The sequence below is a fragment of the uncultured Tateyamaria sp. genome (assembly GCF_947496075.1).
In the GTDB taxonomy this organism is placed as follows: domain Bacteria; phylum Pseudomonadota; class Alphaproteobacteria; order Rhodobacterales; family Rhodobacteraceae; genus Tateyamaria.
Genome location: NZ_CANMBJ010000004.1, coordinates 386,349 through 404,221 on the forward strand (window position 1 = coordinate 386,349; position 17,873 = coordinate 404,221).

The following is a 17,873-nucleotide window of genomic DNA, read 5'->3' on the forward strand; positions in this document are numbered from 1 at the left end:
TCACCCCCGTGCCCTGAGTGCGGCGCGGATGTACTTGGCGGCAGACCGGTAATGGCTGGGCCCCGCGGCTTCGGCCCAGCGCCCCGACCGCCAGTCATTCTGTGCCCCTTTCATGGGACCGCCATACAGCTCATCATCCGAGCGATCATTGATGAAGCCCGTCAGTTCGCCGTGCTTCTTTTTCAGCAAGTTAACGGCTTGTGGCCAGTCCAAGTGGGATTGCCGCTGCCTGAGGTCCGCGTTGTAGCGTTTGAGCTCATTCCACTTGTAGCCTTCGGCCGGGAAATGAACGGTTTTCCCCGCCCGTCCATCCCAGTACCACCCCAGAAACAGGTCGATCCAATGTGCGCGATGGGCGATGACATCCTTGATCGAGGTGTCGTCGGCGTCCTTTTGTAGCGCGACATCGGGGGGGATGGTTTCGATCAGCTTTTCCAGCTTTCCGAAGTCCTTTTGCGTGATGTCGATGAGTTCCGTCTTGCTGTGTGCGGGCATGTCCAACTCCTTTCGCCGCCATCGAAGCAGAATGCGCGGCGTGACGCTTTGCGATGGATCAGTTGAGCAGGCGTGTTTTTGGGGACGTTGCAGCCGGGCCGGTTGCTGCCAGTGCCGGGTGCCGTATCATGACCGCGTGGGTTAGAGGGGGCAAAGACATGGCCGGCACGATCACCGGAGGATGCCAATGCGGCGCGGTGCGCTTTGCGATTGACCGTTTGGGCATGGCGAGCATCTGCCATTGCCGCATGTGTCAGAAGACCTTTGGCAACCTCTTTGCCACGCTTGTCCATGTCGAAGGCGTCACGTGGACGCGCGGGGAGAGGGCCGTGTTTCACAGCTCGGACACGAATTGGTGCGGGTTCTGCAAGGATTGCGGCAGGCCGCTGACCTATGAGTTCGACAAACATATCGAGATTGCGGTGGGTGCGTTGGACAATCCGGATCTGGCTGTGCCGACGGTGCAGGTGAACGTGCAGTTCCAGCGCAGGTGCTTTTCCAAGCTGGGTACCCTGCCCGAAAAACCGCCCGCTCAGCAGGCCGAAGATGCGCAGTGGAATGCGTCCGTCGTGTCGCATCAGCACCCGGATTACGACACCTGATCACATGAAAAACCCCGAGGCGCGTAAGCACCCCGGGGCCGTCCGACAGGGAGGAGAAAGTCGGACGTTAGGCCTTAGTTCACGGCCTTGGCGTCAACCACGTCGGTTTCGATCGCCTTCTGACTGGCAATCTCGATCCGGCGGGGTTTGAGGGCTTCGGGCACCTCTTTGACCAGGTCGATATGCAGCATGCCGTTTTCGTGGGAAGCACCCGTCACGACGACATGGTCGGCCAAATGGAACCGGCGTTCGAATGCGCGGGTGGCGATGCCGCGGTGGAGGTAGGTTGTGTCCTGTTCGTCAGCCTTGCGGGCCGAGACGACCAGGCTCTTTTCCTTGACCTCGACACCCAGGTCGGCATCCGAAAAGCCCGCAACGGCGATTGAGATGCGATAGGCATCTTCGTCGGTCTTTTCGATGTTGTAAGGGGGGTAGCTGTTGGCGTTGCTGTCCGTCGCAAGGACCCGGTCCATCAGGTCGGCAATCTGGTCAAAACCAACGGTTGCGCGGTAGAGCGGTGCAAAATCATATGTACGCATGTCATCCTCATTCAGAGCGATTAACGGCGGGCCCTCCATCCTTGGACAGACCCGCAGGGTTGCTATGGTCGGACCCCGTCCGGGCATCCGATACCATCAATGTGGTGAGGATTTTTGCGCGTTCAAGCCCCCTAAGGCCGGACGAACTTGGCACCCGTATTGCCCCGGTTGCCACCGCCAACGGTGATGCGACGCACCTTGGCAACCGGTGCTGCCACCTGCATCCGCATTTGGCGCTTCAGTTCTGTCACGCGATCCGGCAGAGCCATCCCGATGGCACGTTTTTGTCCTTGGATCCGCACCATGCCCGAAATGACCGACATGATCTGCCCGCGCCCGTTGCGATGGGTGAACACCGGCGCACCAGATGATCCAAAGGTCACATCGCAATCAAACACCATCGCGTCACCCGCCCGGTCCAGCATCTGGCACTCCTTTTGCCGGGACTGTGCGTTTTCACGGCCCCTGCCATAGCTGACAACGCTGACGGGCCCCGGCGAGATGCGCCCGTCATGGACGTAGAACGGGGGCACTTCGAATGTCGAAATAGGCTCGGACAGCTTGATCAGACCAACATCGTAGGTGGCGTTCTGTGCCGTCAGGGCGCCGACAGGTTCGAACCCCTCATGTGCGGCGGCATCCGCTGCGCGACGTGTCGCCACAGCCTTCCCTTCGCGAAACCCGGCGCTGAACCGGATACCATCGGTCGGCCACAGTTTGTCAGTACCCGGTTGATACAGACAATGCGCGGCAGTCAGTACAAGATCACGGGCGATCAGCGTTCCTGAACAAAAAGCGCGCCCGCCAAAATCAATGCGGCCGACAGCTTTCCAGCTTGCGGCGGAATAGTCGGTATCAAGCGTGCGCAGCTGCGTGGTCTGCGCCACGGCCATTGGCGCCCATAACAGGGCCAATATCAGCGCCAAACCCTTCATGGCTTGACGAATTTCGCCCCAGTCTCGCGGCGCATGCCGCCCAAGATACGTGGGCTGACATCATCGCGCTGCGCCACCAACTCGGCTTGCAAGAGTGCCAAAGGCGTGCCGAGCGACGTCCCAAGCGATACCGCTTCGCCCTCGACCTCGGCCTTGGCCGATACAACTGAAACGATCTGCGCGCGGCCTTCATCAATGACAAAAATCGGCGCTCCGGAACTGCCGAAATCGACAGAGCAGGATGTCACCAGCAGCCCATCCTGCTGCGCCAATACCCGGCACAGCTCTTGCAGGGACGGTGCTTCGGATCGCCCGGTGCCATAGCTGACCACGCCGACCTTTGCACCGCGCCGGGGCTGTGCCGCCGTTTCAAAGGGGATGATCTTGCCATCACGAATGGGGTGATCAAGCTCGAGCAGGGCCAGGTCATTGCGCACCGCTTTCGAGCCTACGTGCCCGACATAGGTGTAGTCCGGGTGCACAACAGCCCGGCGTACATTGCGGTAAGCGGACGCGCGCCCGTTGCGCCATCCGGCCAGAAATTCGACCCGCGTGTGATCGATACGCTCACCGTTGGTCTTGTCGAACAGGCAATGCCCGGCCGTCAGGACAAGGTTCGGCGCAATCAGAGCACCCGTGCAAAATCCGGTGCCGCCAATGTTGAGACGCCCGACTGCTTCCCAGCCGGCGGCATCCGCGCCCGACTCAAGTCGGCGCAGTTGCGCATCCTGTGCCAGAGCCGTCGATGCCAAAACCAAAGCCGCAAATGAAAGGGCCATCCATCGGCGCATACTCATAACTCTCCGATCCCAGGGGGGGTTCGAACGGTCTAGGTGAGAATGGCGGCAAAACTAAGGCAAAGATGCAATTTAGCGCAAAATTGGAACATCGTCTGGATGCCGATCCAAAGCAGGCGGGCGTGGCCCTCCGGATGCCCAATCCAGCAACTCGACTGTGTGCACAACGGGCACGCCCGCTGCCGACCCGATCTGCATCATGCAACCGATGTTCCCGGCAGCGATGATATCGGGGTTCTTGGCCTCCAACGTGCGCACTTTGCGTTCTTTCAATTGCTTGGAAATCTCGGGTTGCATCAGGTTGTATGTGCCCGCCGATCCGCAGCAGAGATGACTGTCTGCAGGCTCTACCACATTGTAACCTGCCCGCTTCAACAGGTCTTTTGGAAAGGTCTTGATCTGTTGCCCATGCTGCAAGGAACAGGCCGCGTGATATGCGACGGTCATGGTCTGGGCCTCCCCTTCGGGGAGGTCCAGCTTCATCAGAACCTCGCTCACATCCATGGCGATGTCCGCAACCCGCGCCGCGTCCTTGGCCAGCGGGTCATTGCGGAACATGTGCCCGTAATCCTTGACCGTGGTGCCGCAGCCCGACGTGTTGATGACAATGGCGTCCAGGCCGTTGCCGTCCATCTCGGACACCCAGGCGCGGATGTTCTTGGCCGCAGTGGCATGGCTTTCGCCCGCCTTGCCCATGTGGTGGGTGAGCGCACCGCAACAGCCAGCCCCCTCGGCCACCACAACCTCGCATCCCAAGCGGGTGAGAAGGCGGATCGTAGCATCGTTAATATCGGTGTTCAGCGCCTTTTGCGCACACCCCGTCATCAGGGCCACGCGCATCTTTTTCTCGGCCAGCGGCGCAAAGCTTTGTGGATCGTCGTTGCGGCTGACAGGCGGAATGTAATCCGGCGCCATTTCCAACATGGCGCGCAGACGGGCATCCGGCATCAGCCGCGCGAAGGGGCGTCCGATCTTGGCCCCAAGCAGCGCCACACGGAACCGCATCGGGTAGGGCAGGATACGCGCCAGCACCCAGCGCAGGGCGCGGTCGGTAAAGGGGCGCTTGTACCGGTTCTCGATATACTCGCGGGCGTGGTCGACAAGGTGCATGTAGTGCACACCCGAGGGGCATGTGGTCATGCAGGCCAGACAAGACAGGCAGCGGTCGATATGCTTGACGACCTTTTCATCCGGGTCGCGGTCGTTTTCGAGCATGTCCTTGATCAGGTAGATGCGCCCGCGCGGGCTATCGAGCTCATCCCCAAGCACCTGATACGTCGGGCATGTGGCTGTACAGAACCCGCAATGCACACAATTGCGCAAGATCTCGTTCGACCGTTCGATTTGCGGATCGGTCAACTGTTCCGGGGTGAATGTCGTTTGCATGCTATCTCGCGATCATTTGGGCCGCGGCAAAGCCGAACCACGGGACGGTGGTGCCCATGGCACCTGCCACACGGACAAAGCGCCGCGCACGAAGAGATGGAAGCGCCTGGCGCACGGCACGCGCGGCCAGGACCATGACCAGCACCCAGGCCAGCCAGATGAACAGCACGCTCAGAAAAGTGCGGGTGACGTCGGTTGAAAAGGCCAGGCTGGCCTCGCTCCGTAAAACGAAGCTGGCCAGCACGAGGACCGATGCGACCAGCGCCAGTGGCCAATGCTTGCCAACCACGCGATCCAGAGCAAAAAACAAGGCCGGGCCGATCACAAAAGCCATGATAAACAGGAGGATAAGCATCACGCGGCCATCAGCCCCGGATTGAGGATACCCTTGGGATCGAAGCGCTGCCGCAAGGACGCAGACAGGGCGGCGACACCGGGTGCTTCGGGTTGGAAGACCGGCACGGCTGTGCGCACGGCTTCCGGCCCTTTGATCATGGTTGCGTGACCACCCAGCCCGGCCACGGCCGCCTGCACCCCAGTATGGGCCGCAGCAATGTCGCCACCGGATAGGCCCGCCCAGATCAGACCGCCACCCCAATCCATCATGGCATCGCACCCGTCGGGCAAGGCACCGATCACCGCCGGGCCATCGCTTGGTTTGACCGAGATGCGCCAAACCGCCTCTGCCCCGTGCAGCGGAGCGGCATCGCGCATGGTGCGCCAGTCCGCGTCCGTTTCCACAATGTCGCCAAAAGAGGACAGAAGGGTCTTCAACTCCCCTGCCCGATAGGCAACCGAGCTTTCGAAGCCTTCCAGGCGCAACCAGACCTGACCGCCTGTCCACGCCGCGCCAGACACCTCGAAGGGCGATGCCAGCGCGCGGCTCATGGCGTCGACCGCACGGGCCGGATCCAAACCATTGATAACGAGTGTTGTCACCGCCTCGACCCCGGGCAGCACTTTAAGGCTCACTTCGGTCAACACACCCAGCGTCCCCCAGGACCCGCACATCAGTTTGACAAGATCGTAGCCGGTGACGTTCTTCATCACCCGCCCGCCATTCTTGATGACCTGCCCCGCCCCGTCGACGAACCGCACCCCCAAGGCAAAATCACGTGCCGCACCCGCCATAATGCGACGCGGGCCGCTGGCGTTCGTTGCGATGACCCCACCAATCGTCGAGGCACCGGGCGTGCCCAACATCCCGGTCAGATCGTAGGGTTCAAAGGCGAGGCGCTGGTTCTCGGCCGCGAGTGTCTTCTCAATCTCAGCCACAGGCGTTCCTGCCTGCGCCACAAGGGTTAGCGCGCCCGGCTCATACAAGGTCACCCCAGACAGGCCCGATACGTCCAGAACCTCACCCACGACGGGACGACCCACTGACCGTGTTCCACCACCACGCACGGCCAACGGCCTTCGGGCTCCGGCAACGGCAGCGGTCACCTCATCTTCGGTCTTCATTTTGCTCATCTTCATCTTGCCCAATAAACTTCGGGGGTGAGGCCGTTAGGCCGAGGGGGCTGGCCCCCTTACTCGGCCGCAAACTTGGTCGCGCGGCGGGGTTCGGACACCGCCAATGGAAATACCTTGGCAGGGTTTAACAGCCACTTAGCGTCAAACACATCCTTCACAGCCATCTGCGCCTCCAGATCGGCGGGCGCATATTGATGGGTCATCAGATCGCGCTTTTCGATCCCCACACCGTGCTCACCGGTCAGACAACCGCCAACCTCGACGCACAGCTTCAGGACCTCGGCGCCGAACTCTTCACACAGTTCCAGATCACCGGGTTTGTTCGCATCATAGCAAATCAGTGGATGCATATTACCATCACCTGCGTGGAACACGTTGCCCACCGGCAGATTGTATTTGTCGGACATCTCGCCAATGCGGCGCAGGACATAAGGCAGCTCGGACACGGGGATCGTGCCATCCAGACACATGTAATCGCTGATCCGCCCAATGGCCGAGAACGCCGCCTTGCGACCCGCCCAGATGCGGGCGCTTTCATCGGCAGAGGCGCTTTCGCGCAAGGCAACCGGGTTGTGCCGCTTGGCAATATCCATGATCAGCGCAAGCTGCGCATCAATCTCTGCATCCGACCCTTCGACCTCGACAATCAGGAGTGCACTGCACATCGGATAATCGGCTTTTGCAAAGTCCTCGCACACCTCGATTAGCATCTTGTCCATGAACTCAATGGCGACAGGCAGAACACCCGCCTTGATGATGTCGGCCACGCAGGCCCCCGCCACTTCGGCACTATCAAAACCCATCAGGACGGGCCGCGCGCCTTCAGGCTTATGCAGGATGCGCAGGGTCGCTTCGGTCACGACACCCAATTGCCCCTCCGACCCACAGATCACGCCCAGCAGGTCCAGGCCGCCGGCATCCAGATGCCCGCCGCCAATCTCCACGACCGTGCCGTCCATCTGAACCAGCGTCACACCCATCAGGTTGTTGGTGGTCACACCGTATTTCAGACAATGCGCCCCGCCCGAGTTCATCGCGATATTGCCCGCAATGGCACAGGCCAACTGGCTGGACGGGTCAGGGGCGTAGAAAAAGCCATCTGCTTCGACCGCACCGGTCACGCTCAGATTGGTCCGCCCCGTCTGCACCCGGATGATGCGGTTGTCATAGTCGGTTTCCAGAACGTCATTCATGCGTGCGACGCCAAGGATCACGCAATCTGCCGTGGGCAATGCCCCCCCGGCCAAAGAGGTCCCCGACCCACGCGGCACCACTGGCACCCCTTCGTCATGGCAGATGCGCAGCACGTCCGACACTTCCGCCGTGGTCGACGGCAGCACGGCCACCATGGGCGGGCAGCGATAGGCGGTCAGCGCATCACACTCATAGGCGCGCGTCTCTGAAGGATCATCAATGACGGCATCGCCGGGCAACACATCCCGCAAACGCTCCACCACCCGCGCCTTGCGCGCCAGCACATCAGAATCAGGAACAGGCATTTCCATGGGGCGTCCTCCAGTTATTGGTAAAATAATATGACCAATTTGGCCGGGATGCAATCTGAATCACTGCGGTGTAAGACCGCACATATGACATGGCTTGACCGCATCGCCCTTTTTACACCGCTCGATTTCGGCGCCCTTGCCCTCTTGTTGCTGGGCTGGTTGGTCATCGGATGGCGGATCGAACACCCCGCAACGAAGCACCCCTCGACCTCGCAGATCATGGCCGGGTTCCGACGCGAATGGATGCAGCAGATGATCACGCGCGAACCGCGAATCTTTGATGCCCAAGTCGTGGCCAGCCTGCGGCAGGGCACGGCCTTCTTTGCCTCAACCTCGGTCATCGCAATCGGCGGCACGCTGGCGCTGATCGGCAATGCGGAACGTCTGACGGGCATAGCAAACGAACTGGTCCTGATGGACAGTCCCGCCTTCGTGTGGGAGGCCAAGATGCTGACGGTGGCCCTGTTCCTGACCAACGCCTTCCTGAAATTCGTCTGGGCCAACCGGCTGTTCGGCTATGCCGCCGTGGTCATGGCCGCCGTGCCAAATGATGTATCAGATCCGGCATGCGCCCCGCGCGCCACGCAAGCGGCCGAGATCAACATCACCGCGGCACGGTCCTTCAACCGGGGACTGCGATCCGTCTATTTTGCACTCGCGTGTGTGGCGTGGCTGGCCGGACCCATGACATTGATCGTGGCAACCATCTTTACCCTCGCTGTCATCTGGCGCCGTGAGTTCGCCTCGAACTCGCGCACAATTCTGCTGGGCACGGACACGTGACATGACAACGACACAACTGGGACATAGCCTAAGCCCATGAAACGTTTGATCCCTCTGCTGCTAATCGCAGCCCCCGCCTTCGCCGAAGAACCGGTGATCGAGAACGTGGACGTGTCCAAAACCAGCACCGACACCTATCGCTTTTCGGTCACCATCCGCCATCCAGACACCGGGTGGGACCACTACGCGGATGGCTGGCGCGTGCTGGACATGGACGGGAAAGAACTGGGCATGCGCGTCCTGGCCCACCCACATGTCGACGAACAGCCCTTCACCCGCAGCCTTAGTGGCGTTGTGATCCCGACAGGCACGACCGAAGTGCAAGTGCAGGCGCGCGATCTGCCCGCAGGCTGGAATGAAGGCACAACAATCGTCACACTTCCAACAGACTAAGCCCTTCTTCTGGCTGGAAATACCTCGGGGAGCTCGAGGGGCAGAGCCCCTCGTCAGCAAAATGAATCGCGTCGCGCAGCGGCCCTTGGATCACACCCGATGATAAGGCGATCCAGCCAGGATCGACGCGGCTCGATACAGCTGCTCGGTCAGCATCACGCGCACCAACATATGCGGCCAGACCATCGCCCCGAAAGACAGCAGATGATCCGCCTCGGCCCGCAGGCTTGGATCAATCCCATCCGCGCCACCAATCAAAAAGGCCACGTCGCCGCGCCCATTGTCGCGCCATCCACTCAACCGCTTGGCAAAGGCGGGCGAGGTCTCAACCTTGCCCCGCTCATCCAGGCAACACAGCACCGCCCCTTTGGGCAGGGCACGACGCAGCAGATCAGCTTCCGCCGCCATGCCACCGCCCCTACGGTCTTCCACTTCGGTGAGAGTCAGAGGACCAAGGCCAAGGGCCCGGCCCGTGCGGTCAAAGCGGGTGACATAGTCAGACACCAAATCGCTCTCTGGACCGCCTCGCAGGCGGCCCACCGCACAGATATGCACACGCATAAGCTAAGCGCGCAGGATCAGTTGGTTGCAGCAGCGCCCGGCTGCCACATCTTCTCCAGCTGATAGAACTCGCGCACCTCGGGCCGGAACACGTGGACGATCACATCGCCCGTGTCGATCAGAACCCAGTCGCCGGTATCCTTGCCCTCGACCCGAGTCGAGATGCCGAACTTGGCTTTCAGCCGCTCCACCAGCTTTTCTGAGATCGCCGCCACCTGGCGCGACGACCGACCCGAGCAGATCACCATGTAGTCACCCATGGCGGTCTTGCCGCGCAGATCGATCTGCACAACATCTTCGGCTTTGTCGTCGTTGAGGGAAGACAGCACAGCCTCAAGGATACCATCGCTTGTGGCTTGCGTTTTGGGGGCGGCCATCACAGCCGCGGCTCCATCAGCGGTCTGAACCGCGTCAGCAGAGAATGACAGGACATTGTCCTCCTTTGTCAGCACGCCGTCCAAATCCCCGGCGCTGGGATACCTAGATCGTAACAACGCGCGCATTACATTTCAATGAAACGCGTTCACGCGCAGGGTTTCAGAGGGTCTTGTGCAACACTTTCCAGCGCTTCGTCGATGGGTGCGTCTTTCACCAGCGGCAGAAAGGGACCGTCCGCGGCAAGCCGTATGTAAATGGACACCTTGCCTGTTTCGGGCAACGCGACGCCAATCCGGCAGGGTTCAAAATCCACGCTGAGGCTGCCCGTGGTCCCGTCCGGGTCAGCGGCCTTCCATGCCCTGATCTCTGCCTGCAGCGCACGCAGATCCGCATGTGCCGCCGGGGCCACCTGCAATACGTCCCCCGCCATCTCAACCGGGAAACTGCCCGACGTTTCAGCCCCATCGCCGCGCGCGGCCCGCAGATCCAGCATGCCGGATCCCGGCAACAGGGCCACACCGTCGGGCAGGTCAACCCGCAACGCGATATCGGCCGGGTCGGCAGACAGTGGATCCAGCCCTTGCAGTTGCAGCAGCGTGCCGGCCACGATCGAGGTACAGGCACCGAGACAAATGGACAGGGCCAACAAAACATCTTTCATGAAATTTGTCCTTTCGAATCATTTTTTATTGTTTTACATTAAGTTTTAGTAGCCATATAGGAAACACAGATGCAAGACACTTTGATCGCCCGACGGGCCCGACAATTCGAATGGGCAACGATCGGCCTGTTTACGCTGCTGGTCGTTGCAGCCGTCATTGCCATTGTTGACGGGGGGCTGTCCGTTGCCGACCTGCGCGAAGAATTTGACACCAAGAACTTCCCAGAAACGCCCAGCGCCTGGGCAGTCACCCTGTGGCGCACAATTGAAACTGCGTCTTATGCCCTGTTGCTCTGGGTGCTGTGGTGCGTCCGGGGGTGGTTGGCCGCCTGTGCCAATGGCGACACGTTCCAAATCGATACGGCGCGGCGTGTGTTGCGCATTGGTCAGGGGCTTCTCGCCCTCGCCATTGTCGAGATTGTGAGCAACACCGTGATCATCCTGGCCCTGACCTGGAACAACCCCGCTGGTCAACGCACCTTGTCCATTGCCATCGATGGCGGGGGGCTGTTCCTGTTGCTGGCCGCAGCGCTGTTAACCATGTTTGGATATATTCAGTCAGAAGCGGCCCGACTGATGGCTGAGAACAGGGAATTCATATGACCGGAATCATTGTCCGCCTCGACGTGATGATGGCCATGCGCAAGGTGAAGGGCCGCGACCTTGCGGCCCGGATCGGAATCACAGAACAGAACCTGAGCCTGCTGAAATCCGGCAAGGTCAAAGGCATCCGCTTTGAAACACTGGCCAAGCTGTGCGAAGCGCTGGACTGTCAGCCGGGCGACTTGTTGGAGGCCACAACGCCGGATACGTCCTGACAGCATTTCGCCTCGCTGTCAGGGCCAAACCAACGTCTAACCCAGTTGCGCTGCAAACTCTGTGAAAACGTCTCCACTGACCGCCGGACCATGCCCGAACGCCACCCGCTTCGGCCCCAGCGCCGCCAACTTACGGATCGAGGCGCGTGCAGCGTCCATGTCCCACGTTGCGATCCCCAAGGGCAATCCAAGGCGCGGTGTGGTAGTGAACAGGTTCATGCCCACCGCTGCATCACCTGCGATCAACACCCCATCGGACGCACGCCAGAACGAGATGTGACCCTTGGTATGCCCCGGCGTTTCAATCACCTCGAATCCGCCAACCCGGTCCCCTTCGATCAACGTCCGTGCCACGGGATGCCCTTCGCCAGCAAAGAACCTTTGCTGCATCCGCGCCATCAGCGACTTGGGATTTGGAAACGAGCCCAGAACATACCCCGTCTCAGCCGCCTCCCGTTCCGCCGGATGACACATCAACGACAGGTTCAAAGCCCGGCACACCTCGGCCGTGGCCCCCTGATGATCCGGGTGGGCATGGGTCAGGGCATGACCCGACATTGCCTTACCGCGTAGCGCGCGCAGCAGCTTGGGACCGGACCGCTTTATCCCGGCATCCACCAACACGTCGCCCAACAGATAGCAATTCACCGACTGGCGCGGCATCACCGGAATTTGCCACGCCCCTTCCCCAAGCTGAATCATAACCCTTCGTCCTCGTCACTGCCCTGCCCCAACAGCCGCACTTCGCGCTGCGGGAAGGGGATAGAGATGTTGTTCTCTTTGAAAATGTCCCACAGCGCCAGATACACGTTGCCGCGGATGTTGGTCAGGCCCCCTGTGGGGTCCGTGATCCAGAAGCGCAGGATGTAGTCGACGGAACTGTCGCCAAATCCCACAATGTGGCACACGGGCGGACGCGAAGACAGCACCCGCTCCACCCCCTTGGCCGCCTCAATCGCCAGTTTGCGGACCTGATGAGGATCACAGCCATAGGACGTGCCGAAATAGATATCGAGGCGCACAAACTCGTTCGAATGGGACCAGTTAACCACCTGGCCCGTGATCAGATCCTCGTTCGGGATCAGGTATTCACGGCCATCGCGGGTCACGACCGATGCGTACCGCGCCCCCAGGGTCTGTATCCATCCAAACGTATCGCCCAGGCTGATCACATCGCCGGGCTTGATGGATTTGTCGAGCAGGATGATGACCCCAGACACAAGGTTCGACACCACCTTCTGGAGACCAAAGCCCAAGCCCACACCGATGGCACCCGACAGCACGGCGAGGCCCGTCAGGTCGATGCCCAGCGCCCGCACCCCCGCATAGAAGGCGATGGCATAGAAGACGATCTGCACGACCTTGACGATCAGCACCCGCATCGAGGGCGAGATATCCTCGTTCGCCTGAACGCGGTTAGAAGTTGTGACAGTGATGAACCGCGCCAATGCGAACAGACACCCGACAACCACAATGCCCTGCACCACCAGCAGGGCCGAGATGCGCATATCGCCAATTGAGAATGCGGCGGCGTCCAGTACCTCCGATGCCTCGTCCACGATGCCCAGCACGTAGAGGGTTACGTAAATCCACGCGCCATAGCGCACCATGCGGCGCAGGAAAATCGAACGGATAAGGCGGGTCGCAAACACAACCAGCAGCCACGCCGTGGCAAGGGTTGCGATCAAGCCAAGGACATAGGATCGCGATGGCCACGTCACCTCGCGCATGATCCAGACCAGCATCCAGATAAGAAGGACAAAGAACATGGCACGCAAACGCTGGTGCACGACCACCAGCACACGCATGCGCCACTTGGGCCAGCCTTCGCGCGTACCCATCCAAGTGCGGATGGGTGGCCCGAGCCAGTGACGCAGCAAATGGGCCAGCACAAAGACCGCCAGCGCCATCCCCAACTGATACGCCACCCAAGGGCGCAGCAACGACATGGCGAAACTCTCGGCATAGCTGAACATCGTCACCAGCAGTGACCATGCAATCTCGGTCAGGGTTTGCCCATCCGTGGACTGTCCGGCCACCGCAGCCTCGGCCGCGGAACTCAGCGCGTTGGCAATATCATTGCCGCTCCCGTCCGTGTGAGTGGTCATGCCCGCCCTCCGTTATCGGCAGCATGCAATGCCAGACGCACACGATCAATCGCGCCTCGCTTGATCGGCACATGGAATCCCGTTATCTGGCAAATATGACCCGCCTCTTTGACATGGATGACCGCGCACGTCTGCGCGAACGCTTTTTCGGGGCGACGCACACGGTGCTGGCGCGCCTATAAGGCTGCCCATCCCTCATCCATCTCGAATACAGCCAATCCAAGGGAGAGGACCAACCATGTCCCCCAAGACACTCTATGACAAAATATGGGATGCCCACGTTGCCCACGAGGCCGAGGACGGCACCTGCCTGCTCTATATCGACCGCCACCTCGTGCACGAGGTGACCAGCCCGCAAGCCTTTGAAGGGCTGCGCATGGCAAACCGCCCTGTCCGCGCCCCGGACAAAACGATTGCCGTGCCGGACCACAACGTGCCGACGACGCCCGGTCGCGAAGACCCCAAGAACATGACCGAAGACAGCGCCATTCAGGTTGCCGCCCTCGACAAGAATGCCAAGGACTTTGGCATTCACTACTACCCCGTATCAGACGTGCGTCAGGGTATCGTGCACATCGTCGGACCCGAACAGGGCTGGACCCTGCCCGGCATGACCGTCGTTTGTGGTGACAGCCACACCGCCACCCACGGCGCATTCGGCGCACTGGCCCACGGCATCGGGACGTCCGAGGTTGAACACGTGCTGGCGACACAAACGCTGATCCAGAAGAAATCCAAGAACATGAAGGTCGAGATCACGGGCAAATTGCGCCCCGGTGTGACGGCCAAGGACATCACCCTGTCGGTTATCGGTAAAACCGGGACAGCAGGCGGCACCGGCTATGTCATCGAATATTGCGGCGAAGCGATCCGCGATCTGTCGATGGAAGGGCGCATGACCGTCTGCAACATGGCGATCGAAGGCGGCGCGCGTGCAGGTCTGATCGCGCCGGATGAAAAGACCTTTGAATACGTCAAGGGCCGCCCACACGCTCCCAAGGGCGCGCAGTTCGAAGCCGCGCTCGAGTGGTGGAAAACACTCTATTCCGATGACGATGCACATTGGGACGAAGTCGTTACGATCAAAGGCGAAGACATCGCACCGGTGGTGACCTGGGGCACCTCGCCCGAAGACGTGTTGCCGATCACGGCCAACGTGCCGTCGGCGGATGATTTCGAAGGTGGCAAGGTCGGCGCAGCCCAGCGCTCGCTCGACTATATGGGCCTGACCCCCGGCACACCTCTGTCGGATATCGAGATCGACACCGTCTTTATCGGGTCGTGCACCAATGGCCGCATCGAAGACCTGCGCGCCGCAGCCGAGATCCTGAAAGGGAAAAAGATCAAGGACGGTCTGCGCGCCATGGTCGTGCCAGGCTCGGGCCTTGTCCGTCTTCAGGCAGAAGAAGAGGGGCTGGCCGACATCTTCAAGGACGCCGGTTTCGAATGGCGGCTTGCGGGTTGCTCGATGTGTCTGGCAATGAACCCCGACCAGCTGGCCGAAGGCGAACGCTGCGTATCGACGTCGAACCGGAACTTTGAAGGGCGGCAGGGATACAAGGGGCGCACGCACCTTGTGTCACCTGGCATGGCGGCAGCGGCAGCCATCACTGGCAAACTCACCGACGTGCGGGAGATGATGTAATGGAAAAGTTCGAAACCCTGACAGGCATCGCGGCCCCCATGCCGCTGGTCAATATCGACACCGATATGATCATTCCCAAGCAGTTCCTCAAAACGATCAAGCGGTCCGGCCTTGGCGCGAACCTCTTTGACGAGATGCGTTTTGATCGGCAGGGCAACGAGATCGCTGATTTCGTGCTGAACCAGGACGCCTATCGCAGCGCCGAGATCCTCGTCGCAGGTGACAACTTCGGTTGCGGGTCTTCGCGCGAGCATGCCCCTTGGGCAATCAAGGATTTCGGCATCCGCTGCGTGATCTCCACTTCGTTTGCCGACATTTTCTACAACAACTGCTTCAAGAACGGCATTCTGCCCATCGCCCTGCCGCAGGAGGCCGTTGACGTGCTGATGAAGGACGCGGAAAAAGGGGCCAACGCCCGCATGACGGTTGATCTCGAAAACCAGACCGTGACCACTTCAGATGGTGAAACCTTCAACTTCGAAGTGGACGCATTCAAGAAGCACTGCCTGCTCGAAGGACTGGACGATATCGGCCTGACAATGGAAAAGGTCAGCAGCATCGATACCTTCGAGGCGCAAGCCGCTCAGGCCCGTCCGTGGGTCTAAGCCTGCGTTAACCAAAAAGTGGCATAGCGGTTGCGCACCGCTATGCTACCCAAGCGCTCCACACACAACATGTTGGGGTGCACGTATAGCGTGCCAAAATCCCGCCTCAGAAATGATGCACAAAGGCACCACACCGTCCCTCAAAATGACCAAAGGTTTGCGTTTCATTAACCCTAAGGCTTGAGAGCCCGGGTCAATCAAGGCAAGAATGTGTCGAGAATGAGGCACCCGCCTGACCCGGTGGGATCAAGTTGGAACAAGTCGCGGCAACGTATCGGGACTGGCCAGTTTGAAGGGAAAAAGAGACGTGATCGCACGATTGTCAGGCGCCGCTGTGCGCGGTTTTTTGGTATCATTGATGATTGCCATACCAGCACTCGTTGTGCCCGGCGCATCCATGGATTCCTCGCAAGCCACTATCCTTATTGCACTTCTTGCCGCTTTCCTGACATTTGTCGAATACAACTCGACAAGCCCGAGTATCGTTGAGTTCCGTGACGCGGCGCCCTTTAACCGTCTGCGCTTTGCCGCGCTCATGGCAACCGTATTCCTGCTCAGCCTGATCTGCCGCGGCAAAACAGACCCCACCTTGCTGACCAACGCCCTCACATCCGTCGGCACAATCATCGGCAACAGCATCGACTTTCCCTACAGCCCAGTACGCCTTGTTGTACTGATGCTGCCACCGGACGCACATGACAGCGTCGTGCAATCGGTCCGCACAGCGGCCGGCCTTGCCTACCTCATTTCGCTGACCGCCATGGCCGTCTTTCTGTTTCTTGTGCGGGTCATGGGTTGGCCATCGCGCAACGGGTCGTTCAACGTGTGGGTCAACCTGCCCCTGTTCGATCCGACGGCTGGCGGCGATGTACTGTATCGCCTAAACCGCGATGCACGGATCAATATCGCGCTCGGATTTCTGCTGCCATTCGTAATACCTGCTGTGGTCAAGATGGCTGCCGACCTGCTAAACCCGATCACGCTTGAGAACCCGCAAACCCTGATCTGGACGATGAGCGCATGGGCCTTCCTTCCTGCCAGCATGATCATGCGCGGCATCGCGATGCAGCGGATCGCCGAGATGATCCGCGACCAGCGCAAGCGAGCCTACGCCAACGCAGATACGGATTTGCTTCTGGCCTAATCACCGAATGCATCGCCCTGCTGTTCGGGGCGATGGCGCAGGCGGACACGCTTCGCATCGCGACTTACAACACTGAATTGCAACGGGACGGTCCCGGTCTTTTCCTGCGTGATCTTGCGCGTGGAGAGGACGACCAAATCGCTGCGGTACTGGCTGTCCTTGCCCATGCAGACGCAGATGTTCTGGCGCTTCAGGGGATCGACTTTGACCTGACCGGTGAAGCGCTGAGCCGCTTGGCCAAGGTCGCGGGATACCCCCACCATTTCGCTTTGCGCCCGAATACAGGCATGCCCACCGGTTTGGATATGGATGGCGATGGTCGGCTTGGCGGCCCGCGCGATGCGCAAGGCTATGGGCGGTTCTCGGGACAGGGTGGCATGGCAATCCTATCGCGCTTTCCGATCAGGGCGAACGACGTGGAGGACCTGTCATCTCTCCTATGGGTGAACCTGCCCGATGCACTGCTTCCTGAAGTGAACGGCGCTGCATTTCCGTCAGAGCAGGCACTGGCTGCACAACGCCTGTCTACGACCGGCCACTGGATTGTCCCGATTGACGCGCCAGCCGGTACATTTCACTTGATGACCTTCCATGCCAGCCCGCCGGTTTTCGATGGTCCCGAAGACCGCAATGGAAAACGCAACCATGATGAGATCAAGCTGTGGCAGCACGTATTGGATGGCCGGGTCAGCGCGGCCCCACCCGGCCCTTTCGTCGTTGCCGGTGATGCGAACCTGGATCCGGATGACGGCAGCGGGCTGCACGATGGTATCCGGAACCTTCTTGCAGATCAGCGACTTATAAATCTGTCCCCGCGGGGACACGCTGGCACAGACACCGTGGATTGGGATGATCCGATACCGGGAGACCTGCGCGTCAGCTATGTGTTGCCCTCGACCCATTGGCGGGTTGTGGACAGCGGGGTGCTTTGGCCTGCCCCGGATGACGCTTTGGCCGACACCGTGGCGACAGCAAGTCGTCACAGGCTGGTTTGGGCGGACCTGACCCTTGACCCCGCCGACGGTGGTGAGTAGGCGAAACCCCA

23 protein-coding genes are annotated in these 17,873 nt (G+C 60.4%); 10 read left to right on the forward strand and 13 right to left on the reverse strand.

The window, feature by feature from the left end; translation table 11 throughout:
- Window positions 1-495, reverse strand: a complete 495-nt coding sequence (locus Q1A51_RS14365) for a ClbS/DfsB family four-helix bundle protein (protein ID WP_299600024.1) — start codon at window positions 493-495, stop codon at window positions 1-3.
- A 158-nt stretch (window positions 496-653) separates the two neighbouring features.
- On the opposite strand from Q1A51_RS14365, the gene Q1A51_RS14370 reads away from it, so the two are divergent.
- Window positions 654-1,097, forward strand: coding sequence for a GFA family protein (locus tag Q1A51_RS14370; RefSeq protein WP_299600025.1), 444 nt, complete (start codon window positions 654-656; stop codon window positions 1,095-1,097).
- A gap of 74 nt (window positions 1,098-1,171) precedes the next feature.
- On the opposite strand, the gene Q1A51_RS14375 is transcribed toward Q1A51_RS14370, so the two are convergent.
- From Q1A51_RS14375 to Q1A51_RS14405, 7 genes are all read right to left on the reverse strand, one after another.
- Window positions 1,172-1,636: an Hsp20 family protein gene (locus tag Q1A51_RS14375; protein ID WP_299600026.1), complete on the reverse strand. Its 465-nt coding sequence runs from the start codon at window positions 1,634-1,636 to the stop codon at window positions 1,172-1,174.
- Window positions 1,637-1,767: 131 nt separating this feature from the next.
- Window positions 1,768-2,571: a trypsin-like peptidase domain-containing protein gene (locus tag Q1A51_RS14380; protein WP_299600027.1), complete on the reverse strand. Its 804-nt coding sequence runs from the start codon at window positions 2,569-2,571 to the stop codon at window positions 1,768-1,770.
- Complete coding sequence (locus Q1A51_RS14385; RefSeq protein WP_299207878.1) at window positions 2,568-3,350, reverse strand: trypsin-like serine protease; 783 nt, start codon at window positions 3,348-3,350, stop codon at window positions 2,568-2,570. Before Q1A51_RS14385 ends, Q1A51_RS14380 begins: the two co-directional genes overlap by 4 nt.
- A 90-nt stretch (window positions 3,351-3,440) precedes the next feature.
- Complete coding sequence (glcF, locus tag Q1A51_RS14390; RefSeq protein WP_299600028.1) at window positions 3,441-4,754, reverse strand: glycolate oxidase subunit GlcF; 1,314 nt, start codon at window positions 4,752-4,754, stop codon at window positions 3,441-3,443.
- A gap of 1 nt (window position 4,755) precedes the next feature.
- Entirely contained in the window at window positions 4,756-5,109 is a 354-nt protein-coding gene (locus Q1A51_RS14395) for a hypothetical protein (RefSeq protein ID WP_299671392.1), read from the reverse strand.
- Window positions 5,109-6,224, reverse strand: coding sequence for a glycolate oxidase subunit GlcE (glcE, locus tag Q1A51_RS14400; RefSeq protein WP_299600029.1), 1,116 nt, complete (start codon window positions 6,222-6,224; stop codon window positions 5,109-5,111). Before glcE ends, Q1A51_RS14395 begins: the two co-directional genes overlap by 1 nt.
- Window positions 6,225-6,283: 59 nt before the next feature.
- The gene (locus Q1A51_RS14405; RefSeq protein ID WP_299600030.1) at window positions 6,284-7,732 is read right to left on the reverse strand and encodes an FAD-linked oxidase C-terminal domain-containing protein; all 1,449 of its coding nucleotides are present in this window, start codon (window positions 7,730-7,732) and stop codon (window positions 6,284-6,286) included.
- A gap of 84 nt (window positions 7,733-7,816) precedes the next feature.
- On the opposite strand from Q1A51_RS14405, the gene Q1A51_RS14410 reads away from it, so the two are divergent.
- Window positions 7,817-8,515 (forward strand): DUF599 domain-containing protein, encoded by a 699-nt coding sequence (locus Q1A51_RS14410; protein ID WP_299207888.1) that lies wholly within the window; start codon window positions 7,817-7,819, stop codon window positions 8,513-8,515.
- A 36-nt stretch (window positions 8,516-8,551) separates the two neighbouring features.
- Window positions 8,552-8,908, forward strand: a complete 357-nt coding sequence (locus Q1A51_RS14415; protein WP_299600031.1) for a hypothetical protein — start codon at window positions 8,552-8,554, stop codon at window positions 8,906-8,908.
- Between the two features lie 90 nt (window positions 8,909-8,998).
- Here the strand turns inward: Q1A51_RS14415 and rlmH are convergent, their stop codons facing one another.
- The 3 genes from rlmH to Q1A51_RS14430 form a co-directional block, all read right to left on the reverse strand.
- A complete protein-coding gene (gene rlmH, locus Q1A51_RS14420) occupies window positions 8,999-9,469 on the reverse strand; it encodes a 23S rRNA (pseudouridine(1915)-N(3))-methyltransferase RlmH (RefSeq protein WP_299600032.1) in 471 nt (156 codons plus the stop codon).
- Window positions 9,470-9,486: 17 nt separating this feature from the next.
- Window positions 9,487-9,846, reverse strand: a complete 360-nt coding sequence (gene rsfS / locus Q1A51_RS14425) for a ribosome silencing factor (RefSeq protein ID WP_189370028.1) — start codon at window positions 9,844-9,846, stop codon at window positions 9,487-9,489.
- A 146-nt stretch (window positions 9,847-9,992) separates the two neighbouring features.
- Window positions 9,993-10,508, reverse strand: a complete 516-nt coding sequence (locus tag Q1A51_RS14430; protein WP_299600033.1) for a hypothetical protein — start codon at window positions 10,506-10,508, stop codon at window positions 9,993-9,995.
- A gap of 69 nt (window positions 10,509-10,577) precedes the next feature.
- Here Q1A51_RS14430 and Q1A51_RS14435 point away from each other — a divergent pair, with 69 nt between their 5' ends.
- Both Q1A51_RS14435 and Q1A51_RS14440 read left to right on the forward strand, forming a co-directional pair.
- Window positions 10,578-11,111, forward strand: coding sequence for a hypothetical protein (locus Q1A51_RS14435; RefSeq protein WP_299600034.1), 534 nt, complete (start codon window positions 10,578-10,580; stop codon window positions 11,109-11,111).
- On the forward strand, window positions 11,108-11,326 hold the full coding sequence (locus Q1A51_RS14440) for a helix-turn-helix transcriptional regulator (protein WP_299552460.1): 219 nt from the start codon (window positions 11,108-11,110) through the stop codon (window positions 11,324-11,326). Before Q1A51_RS14435 ends, Q1A51_RS14440 begins: the two co-directional genes overlap by 4 nt.
- 36 nt (window positions 11,327-11,362) lie before the next feature.
- Here Q1A51_RS14440 and Q1A51_RS14445 read toward each other — a convergent pair whose 3' ends face one another.
- Window positions 11,363-12,028: an MBL fold metallo-hydrolase gene (locus Q1A51_RS14445; protein ID WP_299600035.1), complete on the reverse strand. Its 666-nt coding sequence runs from the start codon at window positions 12,026-12,028 to the stop codon at window positions 11,363-11,365.
- Entirely contained in the window at window positions 12,025-13,302 is a 1,278-nt protein-coding gene (locus Q1A51_RS14450) for a mechanosensitive ion channel domain-containing protein (protein WP_299601115.1), read from the reverse strand. Before Q1A51_RS14450 ends, Q1A51_RS14445 begins: the two co-directional genes overlap by 4 nt.
- A 203-nt stretch (window positions 13,303-13,505) precedes the next feature.
- Between Q1A51_RS14450 and Q1A51_RS14455 the strand changes: the two genes are divergently transcribed.
- From Q1A51_RS14455 to Q1A51_RS14475, 5 genes are all read left to right on the forward strand, one after another.
- Entirely contained in the window at window positions 13,506-13,616 is a 111-nt protein-coding gene (locus tag Q1A51_RS14455) for an isopropylmalate isomerase (protein ID WP_189370022.1), read from the forward strand.
- A gap of 56 nt (window positions 13,617-13,672) precedes the next feature.
- Window positions 13,673-15,079 (forward strand): 3-isopropylmalate dehydratase large subunit, encoded by a 1,407-nt coding sequence (leuC, locus tag Q1A51_RS14460; RefSeq protein WP_299600036.1) that lies wholly within the window; start codon window positions 13,673-13,675, stop codon window positions 15,077-15,079.
- On the forward strand, window positions 15,079-15,684 hold the full coding sequence (gene leuD / locus Q1A51_RS14465; RefSeq protein WP_299600037.1) for a 3-isopropylmalate dehydratase small subunit: 606 nt from the start codon (window positions 15,079-15,081) through the stop codon (window positions 15,682-15,684). Before leuC ends, leuD begins: the two co-directional genes overlap by 1 nt.
- Before the next feature lie 307 nt (window positions 15,685-15,991).
- Window positions 15,992-16,828, forward strand: a complete 837-nt coding sequence (locus tag Q1A51_RS14470; protein WP_299207908.1) for a hypothetical protein — start codon at window positions 15,992-15,994, stop codon at window positions 16,826-16,828.
- 32 nt (window positions 16,829-16,860) lie between these two features.
- Window positions 16,861-17,862 (forward strand): endonuclease/exonuclease/phosphatase family protein, encoded by a 1,002-nt coding sequence (locus Q1A51_RS14475; protein WP_299601117.1) that lies wholly within the window; start codon window positions 16,861-16,863, stop codon window positions 17,860-17,862.
- Window positions 17,863-17,873 lie beyond the last annotated feature (11 nt).